General features: G+C 68.3%; 15 protein-coding genes. 4 read left to right on the forward strand and 11 right to left on the reverse strand.

The genetic code is table 11. The features are described from left to right. Positions 1-130 (reverse strand): type II toxin-antitoxin system VapB family antitoxin (locus tag VFM98_RS26175; RefSeq protein ID WP_414709009.1); only part of this gene is annotated, 130 nt, incomplete at its 3' end. A gap of 14 nt (positions 131-144) precedes the next feature. Continuing rightward, positions 145-1380 (reverse strand): tyrosine--tRNA ligase, encoded by a 1236-nt coding sequence (tyrS, locus tag VFM98_RS09735; RefSeq protein WP_325109726.1) that lies wholly within the window; start codon positions 1378-1380, stop codon positions 145-147. Between the two features lie 243 nt (positions 1381-1623). On the opposite strand from tyrS, the gene VFM98_RS09740 reads away from it, so the two are divergent. Both VFM98_RS09740 and VFM98_RS09745 read left to right on the forward strand, forming a co-directional pair. After that, complete coding sequence (locus VFM98_RS09740) at positions 1624-2925, forward strand: M23 family metallopeptidase (RefSeq protein WP_325109727.1); 1302 nt, start codon at positions 1624-1626, stop codon at positions 2923-2925. 78 nt (positions 2926-3003) lie between these two features. Beyond that, the gene (locus tag VFM98_RS09745) at positions 3004-4113 is read left to right on the forward strand and encodes an anhydro-N-acetylmuramic acid kinase (RefSeq protein ID WP_325109728.1); all 1110 of its coding nucleotides are present in this window, start codon (positions 3004-3006) and stop codon (positions 4111-4113) included. Here VFM98_RS09745 and erpA read toward each other — a convergent pair. The 5 genes from erpA to rplM all read right to left on the reverse strand — a co-directional run bounded on the left by erpA (position 4110) and on the right by rplM (position 6703). Further along, positions 4110-4484: an iron-sulfur cluster insertion protein ErpA gene (gene erpA, locus VFM98_RS09750; protein ID WP_325109729.1), complete on the reverse strand. Its 375-nt coding sequence runs from the start codon at positions 4482-4484 to the stop codon at positions 4110-4112. The two genes, VFM98_RS09745 and erpA, sit on opposite strands and share 4 nt — an antisense overlap. A 58-nt stretch (positions 4485-4542) precedes the next feature. After that, positions 4543-4950, reverse strand: coding sequence for a polymer-forming cytoskeletal protein (locus VFM98_RS09755; RefSeq protein WP_325109730.1), 408 nt, complete (start codon positions 4948-4950; stop codon positions 4543-4545). A gap of 28 nt (positions 4951-4978) precedes the next feature. Continuing rightward, positions 4979-5686: a DUF6776 family protein gene (locus tag VFM98_RS09760; RefSeq protein ID WP_325109731.1), complete on the reverse strand. Its 708-nt coding sequence runs from the start codon at positions 5684-5686 to the stop codon at positions 4979-4981. 190 nt (positions 5687-5876) lie between these two features. Beyond that, positions 5877-6269, reverse strand: a complete 393-nt coding sequence (gene rpsI / locus VFM98_RS09765; protein WP_325109732.1) for a 30S ribosomal protein S9 — start codon at positions 6267-6269, stop codon at positions 5877-5879. Between the two features lie 2 nt (positions 6270-6271). After that, the gene (gene rplM / locus VFM98_RS09770) at positions 6272-6703 is read right to left on the reverse strand and encodes a 50S ribosomal protein L13 (protein ID WP_325109733.1); all 432 of its coding nucleotides are present in this window, start codon (positions 6701-6703) and stop codon (positions 6272-6274) included. Between the two features lie 245 nt (positions 6704-6948). Here rplM and VFM98_RS09775 point away from each other — a divergent pair, with 245 nt between their 5' ends. Next, positions 6949-7854, forward strand: a complete 906-nt coding sequence (locus VFM98_RS09775; protein ID WP_325109734.1) for a 23S rRNA (adenine(2030)-N(6))-methyltransferase RlmJ — start codon at positions 6949-6951, stop codon at positions 7852-7854. Here the strand turns inward: VFM98_RS09775 and VFM98_RS09780 are convergent. Continuing rightward, the gene (locus tag VFM98_RS09780; RefSeq protein WP_325109735.1) at positions 7851-8366 is read right to left on the reverse strand and encodes a CAP domain-containing protein; all 516 of its coding nucleotides are present in this window, start codon (positions 8364-8366) and stop codon (positions 7851-7853) included. The two genes, VFM98_RS09775 and VFM98_RS09780, sit on opposite strands and share 4 nt — an antisense overlap. Before the next feature lie 146 nt (positions 8367-8512). Between VFM98_RS09780 and VFM98_RS09785 the strand changes: the two genes are divergently transcribed. Continuing rightward, positions 8513-9400 (forward strand): fructosamine kinase family protein, encoded by an 888-nt coding sequence (locus VFM98_RS09785; protein ID WP_325109736.1) that lies wholly within the window; start codon positions 8513-8515, stop codon positions 9398-9400. Positions 9401-9419: 19 nt separating this feature from the next. On the opposite strand, the gene metF is transcribed toward VFM98_RS09785, so the two are convergent. The 3 genes from metF to VFM98_RS09800 form a co-directional block, all read right to left on the reverse strand. After that, complete coding sequence (gene metF / locus VFM98_RS09790) at positions 9420-10250, reverse strand: methylenetetrahydrofolate reductase [NAD(P)H] (RefSeq protein ID WP_414709008.1); 831 nt, start codon at positions 10248-10250, stop codon at positions 9420-9422. Next, positions 10250-10993 carry a TlyA family RNA methyltransferase gene (locus VFM98_RS09795; RefSeq protein ID WP_325109737.1) on the reverse strand — a complete coding sequence of 248 codons (744 nt, stop codon included), beginning with the start codon at positions 10991-10993 and terminating at the stop codon, positions 10250-10252. The genes metF and VFM98_RS09795 overlap by 1 nt, the downstream gene beginning before the upstream one ends. A 38-nt stretch (positions 10994-11031) precedes the next feature. Continuing rightward, positions 11032-11874, reverse strand: an 843-nt coding sequence (locus VFM98_RS09800) for an adenosylhomocysteinase (protein WP_325109738.1), incomplete at its 5' end; no start/stop codon positions are given.

Raw genomic sequence — 11874 nt, forward strand, 5'->3', positions numbered from 1 at the left:
TCTCGCGCAAGGCGCGGTCGACGACCTCCCGCTTGGTGCGGGCGCCGCAAACCTGCATGGCCTGCGCGATCAGGGTTTCGTCGATGTCGATATTCGTCAGCACGCCATTCAATATATAGGGCGTGTACACGATGTCAACGCCACCTATCCGAGCGTCACCCTGGCGAACTTGCGCTTGCCCACCTGCACGACGTAGGTGCCGGCACCCAGCTTCAGACCCTTGTCGCTCACCGGCGACTGGTCCACCCGCACGCCGCCGCCGTCGATCAGGCGGTTGGCCTCCGAGGTGGAGGGCGCCAGGCCGGCCTGCTTCAGCAACTGCGCGATGCCCAGCGGCGCACCGGAGAGCGTCACTTTCGGAATCTCGTCCGGCAAACCGCCCTTGCTGCGGTTGACGAAGTCCTGTTCCGCCGCATCGGCTGCGGCGGCATCGTGGAAGCGCGCGGTGATCTCCTTGGCCAGCATCACCTTGGCGTCGCGCGGGTTGCGGCCACCTTCCACCTCCTGGCGCAAGGCGGCGATCTGCGCCTCGGTGCGGAAGGACAGCAGCGTGTACCAGCGCCACATCAGGGTGTCGGAGATCGACATCACCTTGGCGAACATGGTGTTGGCGTCCTCGGTGATGCCGATGTAGTTGCCCTTGCTCTTGGACATCTTCTCGACGCCGTCCAGGCCTTCGAGCAGCGGCATGGTCAGGATGCACTGCGGCTCCTGCCCGTATTCGGCCTGCAGGTGGCGGCCCATGAGCAGGTTGAACTTCTGGTCGGTGCCCCCGAGCTCCAGGTCGCTTTTCAGCGCCACCGAGTCGTAGCCCTGCATCAGCGGGTAGAGGAACTCGTGGATCGAGATCGGCGTGCCGGCCTTGAAGCGCTCGTGGAAGTCGTTGCGCTCCATCATGCGGGCCACCGTGTACTTCGCCGCGAGCTGGATCATGCCGCGCGCCCCCAGCGGGTCGCTCCACTCGCTGTTGTAGCGAAGCTCGGTCCTGGCCGGATCCAGGATCTTGTACGCCTGCGCCCGGTAGGTCTCGGCGTTCACCTTGATCTGCTCCGCCGACAGCGGCGGCCGGGTGGTGTTGCGTCCCGAGGGGTCGCCGATCATCGACGTGAAGTCCCCGATCAGGAAGATCACGGTATGGCCCAGATCTTGCAGCTGGCGCAGCTTGTTCAGGACCACGGTGTGGCCCACGTGGATGTCCGGCGCGGTGGGGTCGAGCCCCAGCTTGATGCGCAGCGGCACCCCGGTGGCCTCGGCGCGGGCCAGTTTGCGGATCCAGTCTTCCTGCGGGATCAGTTCCTCCGCCCCCCGCAAGGTGACCGCCAGGGCTTCCCGGACCTTTTCCGATTCCGGGAATTTTTGTGTAACAGCTTCTTGATTCATAAGGGGTTTTACAGAGGACGCGGCCGCTGAGGTGGCTATACTCCGGCTCGTTTTGCGTCTGCCGATTCTAGTTGCGGCAGGTTTTATCTCTCCCCGCCATCAGCGCGTTTCGCATGATGGTGAAGGGAAACACCGGGGACTTTCGTAGGACGACTCCTGCAACCCGGTACAACAACTGGGACGAATACGTTGAAGCAAACTTGGCTGACCGCCGGGGAGCGCCTCGTTGCACGTGCAGCCCACGTGCTTGAGCACCACCCCCGCCAGCTCACGGCAATCGTAGCCGCCCTGCTGCTGTCCGCCGGCGGCGGCGCCTTCGCCGTGGCTTCCCTCGGGCCGGATCCCGCCGCCCTGCCGGTGCGCGAGATCCTGGAAAGCGTGCAACCCCTGCCGCTGGAGCAGCAGGCCGAGGCGCTGGACGCCCACCATTTCAGCCTCTATACGGCGGAAGCGGTGCGCTCCTCCGACACCGCCGAATCGCTGCTGGCCCGCCTGGGCGTGAACGATCCGGTGGCCGCCTCCTTCCTGCGCCAGGATCCGATCGCCCGCCCGATGGTGCTGGGCGCCCCGGGCCGCCAGGTCACCGCCGAAACCAGCGACAACCGCAACCTGCTGCGCCTGAGCGTGCGCTGGCCGGTGGACGACCGGAGCTTCCGCCGCCTGATCGTGGAGCGCCAGCCCTCCGGCCAGTTCACCAGCCGCATGGAGACGGCGCCGCTGGTCGCCTCGCTGCGCGTGGGCAGCGGCACCATCCGCACCAACCTGTTCCAGGCCGTGGACGAAGCCGGCCTCTCCGACGCAGTCACGACGCAGCTGGTGGACATCTTCTCCACCGACGTCGACTTCCACCGCCTGCGCGCCGGCGACCGCTTCGCGGTGGTCTACGAGACGCTGGAGGCCGATGGCGAGCCGATGCGCACCGGCCGGGTGGTTTCCGCCCAGTTCGTCAACGCCGGCCGCGAGCTGGAGGCCGTGTGGTTCGAGCAGCCCGGCCAGCGCGGCGGCTATTTCGATTTCCAGGGCCGCAGCCTGGAGCGCACCTTCCTCGCCTCGCCGATGGAGATCACGCGCATCACGAGCCATTTCTCGATGCGCTTCCACCCGATCCACCGCACCTGGCGCGCCCACACCGGCGTCGACTACGGCGCGCCGCGCGGCGCCCCGGTGCGCACGGTGGGTGACGGGCAGGTCCAGTTCACCGGCGTGCAGAACGGCTACGGCAACGTGATCGAGATCGACCACGGCAACGGCAACGCCACGCTCTATGCGCACCTGAGCCGCATCGACGTGCACCGCGGCCAGCGGGTCGAGCGCGGCCAGCGCATCGGCGCGGTGGGCTCCACCGGCTGGGCGACCGGGCCGCACCTGCACTTCGAGTTCAAGGAAAACGGCATCCAGCGCGATCCGCTGGAAGTGGCGCGCCGCCACGTCGCCCCGATGGAGCTGACGGCGCAGTCGCGCCCGCAGTTCGAGCGCGTGGCCAGCGTCATGCGCACCCAGCTCGCCGTGGCCGCTTCGGCCACCATGTTCGCCTCGGCGCGCTGACCAAAGCCGTCACCCTCGCGCAGGTGGGGTGTGACGAAACTGTCAGGCCGGGGGCCCGCGTCCGATACGATGCGGGCCATGGCGGACCTTTTCATCGGCCTCATGTCCGGCACCTCCATGGACGGTGTCGACGGCGTGATCGCGGATTTCTCCTTCTCCGGCGTGCGGGTGCTGCAGCATGCGAGCTGCGGCTTCGACGCCGCCCTGCGTTCCGAGCTGATGGCGCTCAACGCCTCGGGCCCGGACGAACTGCACCGGGCCTGGCTGGCCGGCAACGCGCTGATGCGCGTCTATGCGGACGTGGTGCGCAAGCTGCTCGCCCGCGCCTCGCTGAAGCCGCAGGAAATCGAGGCCGTGGGCGCGCACGGCCAGACCGTGCGCCACCGGCCGCAGATGTACGACGGCACCGGCTACACCATCCAGCTCGCCCAGCCCGCCCTGCTCGCGGAGCTCACCGGCATCCGCGTGGTCGCCGATTTCCGCAGCCGCGACGTCGCCGCCGGCGGCCAGGGCGCCCCGCTGGCGCCGGTGTTCCACCAGGCGGTGTTCTCGCGCACGGGCCAGACGGTGGGCGTGCTCAATCTGGGCGGGATCTCCAACATCACCGTGCTGCGCACCGACGGCAGCGTGCACGGCTTCGACTGCGGCCCCGGCAACGCCCTGATGGACGGCTGGTGCCTGCAGCACACCGGCAGCCCCTACGACGACGACGGCCGCTGGGCGGCCAGCGGGCAGGTGCTGCCCGGCCTGCTCGCCTCGCTGCTGGCGGAGCCCTATTTCCACCAGGCGCCGCCCAAGAGCACCGGCCGCGACCTGTTCAACCGGCCCTGGCTGGAGGCGCACCTGCAGAACTTCCCCGGCGCCGCGCCGCAGGACGTGCAGGCGACCCTGACCGAGCTCACGGCCCGGACCTGCGCGGAGGCCATCGAGCGCCATGCCGGCGCGCTGCAGCGCCTGATCGTGTGCGGCGGCGGCGCCCTCAACGGCTACCTGATGCGGCGCCTGGCCGCCCTGCTGCCGCAGGCCCAGGTGCTTTCGAGCGCCGAGGCCGGCCTGCCGCCGCTGCAGGTGGAAGCCGCCGCCTTCGCATGGTTCGCCATGAAGTGCGTGCGCGGCGAAAAACTGCACCTGGAAAACACCACGGGCGCCCGAGGCGCCCGTGTGCTGGGGGGAATCTATCCCGCTTAATGGTCGGCCGGCGAGAAGCTGGAGCCGCAGCCGCAGGTGGTGGCGGCGTTCGGGTTCTTGATCACGAACTGCGCGCCCTGCAGGTCTTCCTTGTAGTCGATCTCGGCGCCCACCAGGTACTGGTAGCTCATGGCGTCGATCAGCAGCGAGACGCCGTTCTTCACCATCACGGTGTCGTCGTCGTTGGCGATCTCGTCGAAGGTGAAGCCGTACTGGAAGCCCGAGCAGCCGCCGCCCTGCACGAAGACGCGCAGCTTCAGCTCGGGGTTGCCTTCTTCCGCGATCAGCTCGGCCACCTTGTTCGCTGCGCTGTCGGTGAAGATCAGCGGGGCGGGCATTTCGTGGGTGACTTGTTCGGCGACTGCGCTCATGGGCTCTCTTTCGACGGTATTGACCCCGATGGTAAGCCGGCCGCAGCTCGGCCGTCCATCAGGCGTTCTTTGTCGCCAGCTTCAGTAAGGGCTTTTCCTCTTCGGAGGCCCCGTTCATCAGCGGACGCAACGAACCGCAGATGGTGGCACCTTGATGCATCTCAAGGGCGACGTAGCAGACGTCGCCCTCGATCTTGGCCTTGGGCTGCAGCTCCAGCAGCTCGCGGGCGTGGACCGGGCCGCGCACGGTGCCGTTGATGATCACGTGATCCGCCTCGATCCCGCCCTGGACGACGGCGGCCTCGGAGATCACGAGCATGCTGCCGCTTTCTTCCGGGCTGGCCTTCACGTCGCCGAACACCTCGCCGTCGACGCGCAGGCCTTCGTTGAACTTCAGGTTGCCGTCGATGTGGGTGCCCTGGGCGATCAGGCTCTTGATGGGCGGCTGGCTCTTCTTACCGAACATGGTGGTATCTCCTCAACGAACGTAGCACTTACAAGGTCAGGTTCTCGACGGCCCGGCTCACCGAGCCTTCCACCATGCGGGTCGAGACATTGGTCACGACGGCCTGGGGCGGCAGGTCCACCATCCCCTCCAGCCGCCGGTACTGGCGGAATTGCAGCGTCTGCGGCCCGCCGGGCAAGGCCATCAGCCAGGGCTTGCCGTCGAGGGTGCCGGAGAAGCTCAGCTCCAGCTTGCCGCGGAATTCGGGGGCGTTCTTCACCGGCTGGATCACCAGCACCTGCCACTTGAGCTGGGTGCCCGCCAGCACCTCGGCCTTCAGGCCGCGGATGGCGATCGCCTCGGTGCCGCTGGCCGGGATCAGCTTCTCGAAGAAGCCCAGGTCCTCGCGCAGGGCGCGGTTCTGCGCCTCCAGCGTGCGCACCTGGGCGGCCAGCCGCTCCTGCGCCGCGCGTTCGGCAGTGAGGGCGCTGCTGGAGGTATTGACGATGGACTGGACGCGGTCGCGCTCGAGGCGCAGGCCCGCCACTTCCTCGCGCAGGCGGGCGAGTTCTTCCTTGGCGACGCGGTCGACACCGGCGATGTCCTTGCCCAGTTCGAAGGCCCAGAGGCCGATGGCCGCGCAGAAACCGAGCACGATGGCGGCGCCGGCACAACGCAGGGGCCAGGGCATCGCGCTGCGCACCTTCATGCGGGGTGCGCTGATCGTCAGTCGGCGGCGGAGCAGCTTGAAACGCATATGGATGAGGATGCTGCCGAAAGCGCAAAGGCGCAGCAAGTCTCCACTTGTGCAGCTTTGTGTCGGACGACAGCTTGTCCCTGGATTCCTGACGGGGGCGCGGCGCCGTGTCTCGGCACGGCAACGCCGGCGCCACAAAAGTAAAAAAGCCCGGCAGGGGCCGGGCTTTCCACGCGAATGCGCAAGACGATCAGCGCTTGCTGAACTGCTTGCGGCGGCGGGCGGAGTGCAGGCCCACCTTCTTGCGCTCGACCTCGCGGGCATCGCGGGTCACGAAGCCGGCTGCGGACAGCTGGGGCTTCAGCGCGTTGTCGTAGTCGATCAGGGCGCGGGTGATGCCGTGGCGCACGGCGCCGGCCTGGCCGGATTCACCGCCGCCGTGGACGTTGACCTGGATGTCGAAGGCTTCGACGTTGCCGGTCAGCACCAGCGGCTGCTTGGCGATCATGATCGACGTCTGGCGGCCGAAGAACTCGGCGATGTCCTTGCCGTTGACCGTGATCTTGCCGGAGCCCTTCTTCAGGAAGACACGCGCGACGCTGCTCTTGCGGCGGCCGGTGCCGTTGTTCCATTCACCGATCATGCTCAGATCTCCAGGGGCTTCGGTTGCTGCGCGGAATGCGGGTGCTCGGCGCCACCGTAGACCTTCAGCTTCTTGATCATGGCGTAGCCCAGCGGGCCCTTGGGCAGCATGCCCTTGACGGCCTTCTCCAGGGCGCGGCCGGGGTGCTTGGCCTGCATTTCCTTGAAGGTCTGGGCCTTGATGCCGCCGGGGTAGCCCGTGTGGCGATAGTAGACCTTGTCGGTCTCCTTGGCGCCCGTCACGCGGAGCTTGGAGGCGTTGATGACGACGATGAAGTCGCCGGTGTCGACGTGAGGCGTGTAGATGGCCTTGTGCTTGCCGCGCAGTCGGAGGGCAGCTTCGCTGGCTACCCGGCCGAGCACCTTGTCGGTGGCGTCAATCACAAACCACTCGTGCTTCACGTCAGCGGGCTTGGCGCTGACAGTGGTGGTCATAAAGACTCTCGAGGTTGGTTTGGCAGGATCCCCCGTGAGGGTTCACCCGAATGGATCCTTTTCCACGGTCGGTGTCCCTCTGGCGGGGACCTCTTAGGTGGCATGCTCGAAGGGTGCGCCGCTGGCGCCTCCTTCTTTCCGTCGCGGGACCCGAAGGCGCTACGGAACCCGGCATTATAGGCGGAAGTGCCCCGGTCCGCCAAACCGGCCGCCGGGCCGGGCAAAGCAGCTACCATCCACCCCCCATGTTCAGCTACCGCCACGGCTTCCATGCCGGCAACCACGCCGACGTCCTCAAGCACATGGTGCTGATCGCGGTGCTCAGGCACCTCACGGCCAAGCCCACCGCCATCACGGTCGTCGACACCCATGCCGGCGCGGGCCTCTACCGCCTGGACAGCGAATTCGCCGGCACCTCCGGCGAGGCGCAGGACGGGATCCTGAAGCTGGTGGCCAGCCCGCTGGCCGCCGAAGCGCCGCCCCTGCTGGCCGACTACTTGCAGCTGATCGCCAGCTTCAATCCCTCGGGCGGCACCCGGATCTATCCCGGCTCGCCCTTCGTCACCCAGGCCCTGCTGCGGCAGGAGCCGAAGGACAAGCTGTGGCTGTTCGAGCTGCACCCCACCGACAGCAAGGCGCTGGCGGCGCACGTCGAGCAGCTGCACGCCGGCCGCCAGGTGAACCTGAAGCGCGACGACGGCTTCGAGTCGCTGCGCGCGCTGCTGCCGCCGCCCTCGCGCCGCGGGCTGGTGCTGCTCGATCCCAGCTACGAGTTGAAGAACGATTACGGCCGCGTGGCCGCGACGCTGCAGGAAAGCCTGAAGAAGTTCGCCACCGGCACCTACATGGTCTGGTATCCGGTGATCCCGCGGCCGGAGGCGCACGAGCTGCCGCGCCGGCTGAAGACGCTGGCCAACCAGGCCGGCAAGCCCTGGCTGCACGCCACGCTGAACATCGGCCAGTCGCCCGCGCGCGCACCGACGCACACGCCGGGCGAAACCGCGCCGCGGCCGGGGCTCACCGCCAGCGGCGTGTTCCTGGTGAATCCGCCCCACACCCTCAAGGCCAGCCTGCAGCAGACCCTGCCCGCGGTGCTCGAAGTGCTGGGGCGCGGCAAGGGCCAGGCGCAGTTCGTCGAATCGGCCGGCTAGCGCCGCCGGCCCAGCACCATCGTCCAGTACGTGCCCCACTGGCTGCGGCGGTCGCCCACGCAGGCGACGGCCACGTCGACGTAGCGCGGGTCCATCAGGTTGGCGCAGTGGCTGGGGCTGTCGATCCAGCCCTGCACCGCGCTGGCCACGTGCGGGTCGCCACCCGCCAGGTTCTCGCCCACGATCTGGTACTTGTAGCCCGAGGCTCGCACGCGCTCGAACACCATGCGCCCTTCCGGGCTGCGGTGGTCGAAGTAGTTGCGCGTCGCCATGTCGCGCGAGTGGTGCGCCGCCACGCTCTCCAGCGTGCCGTCCCAGCGCAGCGGCGGCGCGGGCGGCATGCTGCGCCAGCCGCAACGCTGCGCGTGCGCGCGGGCCGCGTTGATGCGATGCAAAGCCTCGCGGGCCTGCACGCTGCAACTGGTGTGGAAGGCCGCATCGGCGGCGGAAACGCAGAGGAGCCCGAGCAAGGCCGCGGCCACCCACGGCCGGAACACGGAAGAAGACGACATCGTTCCGAGCTTGCCATGGATGAGCTAATGCAGCGTGTCCAATGGCAACCAGCTATGTCCGCGCACGCACAGCGCGTGTCACAAAGCCACGGAATCGATACATTCGCGCTCCGGCCGCATGCGCGGGTGCAACCACAATCGCGCGCATGCAACAGGTGCAGGAACCATTGCCCGAACTGGGCGAACTGCTCGGGGGTCGATGGCAGCTGCAGGCACTGGGGGCCAGCGCGTTCTGCGACACATGGGAGGCGCGCCAGGGGCGCGAGCTCCTGTTCCTCAAGAGCGCGGCCGAGACCGGCGCGGCCATGCTGCGCGCCGAAGCGGACGGCCTGCGTGCGCTCGAGGCGACGCGCACGATCCGCGTGCCGTCCGTGCACGCCGTGCTGGAACGTCCGGGCGGCGGCGCGATCCTCGCGCTGGAGTGGCTGCATCTCGCGCGGCCCGACGCCGAATTCGGCTTCCGCTTCGGCGAGGCGCTGGCGGCGCTGCACGCGCAGCCCGCACCGCTGGAGCCCGCGGCCTTCGGCTGGAACCGCGACAACTACATCGGCGCGACGCCGCAGCGCAATACGCCCACCCAGCCGCCGACGCTGCAAGGCTGGATCGCCTTCTATGCCGACGCGCGCCTGGCGGCCCTGCGCGACCGCCTGCGCCACGCACCGGGAGACCTGCACACGGCCGTCGATGCGGTGATCGCCGCGCTGCCGCAGTTGCTGGGCGACGATCCCGCGCCGCGCCCTGCCCTGATCCACGGCGATCTCTGGCAGGGCAACTGGGGCATGCTGGCCGACGGCACGCCAGTGGTGTTCGACCCCGCCGTGTCCTGCTCGGACCCGCAGGCGGAACTGGCGATGACGGAGTTGTTCGGCAGCCCGCCGCGCGGCTTCCGCGAGGCCTACGCGCACGCGGGCGGCGCCTGGCCGGACCTGAAGCGCACGCAGCTGTACCAGCTGTACCACCTGCTCAATCACGCCGTGCTGTTCGACGGCACCTACGTGCAGCAGGCGCTGCGGGTCGCGCGTTCGCTGCTCTGAACGCGCGCCGCCGCGATCCTCAGCGCAGCGCGCTGATCTGGCGCATCACCGCCAGCGTCGCGGCCGACTGGTTCATCGTGTAGAAGTGCAGGCCCGGCGCGCCGCCGCGGATCAGGCGTTCGCACAGGTCCGCCACCACGTCGAGGCCGAAGGCGCGGATCGAGGCCGTGTCGTCGCCGAAGCTTTGCAGCCGCAGCCGCACCCAGCGCGGGATCTCGGCGCCGCAGCTGTCGGAGAAGCGCAGCAGCTGGCTCGAATTGGTGATCGGCATGATGCCCGGCACGATCGGGACCTGCACGCCCAGCTTGCGCGCCTCCTCCACGAAGCGGAAGTAGGCATCGCTGTTGTAGAAGTACTGGGTGATGGCCGCATCGGCCCCGGCCTTCACCTTGGTGGCGAAGGCCTGCAGGTCCGATTGCGGCGACCTGGCCTGCGGGTGCACCTCGGGGTAGCAGGCCACCTCGATGCGGAAGTCGCCGCCGCACTCGGCGCGGATGTATTCCACCAGCTCGCTGGCGTACTGGAACTCGCCGCCGATGCCGTAGCCGCTGGGCAGGTCGCCGCGCAGCGCCACCAGGCGCTTCACGCCCATCGCGCGCAGCTGCGCGAGCTGGTCGCACACGCGGGCGCGGGTGGCGCCGATGCAGGAGAAATGGCTGGCCGCCGACACGCCTTCGGCGAGGATCTCGCCGACGGTGGTGAAGGTGCCCGCGTGGGTGGAGCCGCCGGCACCGTAGGTCACCGAGCAGAACTCGGGCTTCAGCGCATAGAGCTCCTTGCGCGCGGCACGCAGCTTGTCGGCGCCTTCGGGGGTCTTGGGGGGAAAGAATTCGAGGGAGATCGGAAGCATCAGGTGCTCCTCGTCTGGGCATGGAGGAAGAATTCGCGGTTGCCGTCGCCACCGGCGATCGGGCTGTCGTACCAGCCGAGCACTGCGAGGCCGAGGTCCGCGCAGGCTGCGCGCAGGCGCTGCTCCACTTCGCCGTACAGGCTGGCGTCGCGCACCAGGCCGCCCTTGCCGATCTGCTGCGGCTGCAGTTCGAACTGCGGCTTGGCCAGCATCAGCAGGTGGCCGCCGGGCTTGGCCAGCGGCGCCAGCGCGGGCAACACCAGCGTGAGCGAGATGAACGAGAGGTCGCCGGTTACCAGGTCGTAGTGGCCGCCGATCTGCTCGTCGCGCAGGTCGCGTGCATTGAGCTTCTCGATCGCGACGACGCGCGGGTCCTGGCGCAGCTTCGGATGCAGCTGGCCGTGGCCGACGTCGACGCCCGTCACCGCGGCGGCGCCATGCTGCAGCAGGCAGTCGGTGAAGCCGCCGGTGGACTGGCCCACGTCGAGGCAGGTCCAGCCCGCCACGTCGAGGCCGCTGGCGCGCAGCGCGCCTTCGAGCTTGAGCCCGCCGCGCGAGACGTAGCGTGCTTCGGCCGTGTCGAGCAGTTCGATCTGCGCCTGCGGCGGGATCTCGTCGCCGTTCTTGGCAACGGCGATCCAGCGGGCGCCGTCGAACCACCGCACGCCGGCGGCAATGAGCCGCTGCGCCTGCGAGCGGGAGGCGGCCAGGCCGCGGTCGACGAGGAGCTGGTCGGCACGCATGGTCTTGTCCCCTCCCCTCTGGGGGAGGGAATAAGAGGTCAATACCGGTAGGTATCGGGCTTGTACGGCCCGTTCTTGTCCACCCCGATGTACGCGGCCTGTGCATCGGTCAGCTCGGTGAGCTGCGCGCCCAGCTTCGACAGCTGCAGCCGCGCCACCTTCTCGTCCAGGTGCTTGGGCAGCACGTAGACCTTGCCCACCTCGTACTGCTCCTTCTTCGTGAACAGCTCGATCTGCGCCAGCGTCTGGTTGGCGAAGGAGGAGGACATCACGTAGCTGGGGTGGCCGGTGGCGCAGCCCAGGTTCACCAGCCGGCCCTTGGCCAGCAGGATGATGCGCTTGCCGTCCTCGAAGATCACGTGGTCGACCTGCGGCTTGATCTCTTCCCATTTGCACTTCTTCTCGAGCGACGCGACGTCGATCTCGTTGTCGAAGTGGCCGATGTTGCAGACGATCGCCTGGTCCTTCATCTTCGCCATGTGGGCGTAGGTGATGACGTCGCGGTTGCCGGTGCAGGTGACGAAGATGTCGGCCTTGTCGGCGGCGTACTCCATCGTCACCACGCGGTAGCCTTCCATGGCGGCCTGCAGCGCATTGATCGGGTCGATCTCGGTCACCCACACCTGGGCCGACAGCGCGCGCAGCGCCTGGGCCGAGCCCTTGCCCACGTCGCCGTAGCCGCACACCAGGGCCACCTTGCCGGCCACCATCACGTCGGTGGCGCGCTTGATGCCGTCCACCAGCGATTCGCGGCAACCGTAGAGGTTGTCGAACTTGCTCTTGGTGACTGAGTCGTTGACGTTGATCGCGGGCAATTTCAACTCGCCCTGCTTGAACATCCGGTGCAATTCCTTGACGCCGGTCGTCGTTTCTTCGCTTAG

Source organism: Ramlibacter sp., assembly GCF_035706265.1.
In the GTDB taxonomy this organism is placed as follows: Bacteria; Pseudomonadota; Gammaproteobacteria; order Burkholderiales; family Burkholderiaceae_C; genus Ramlibacter.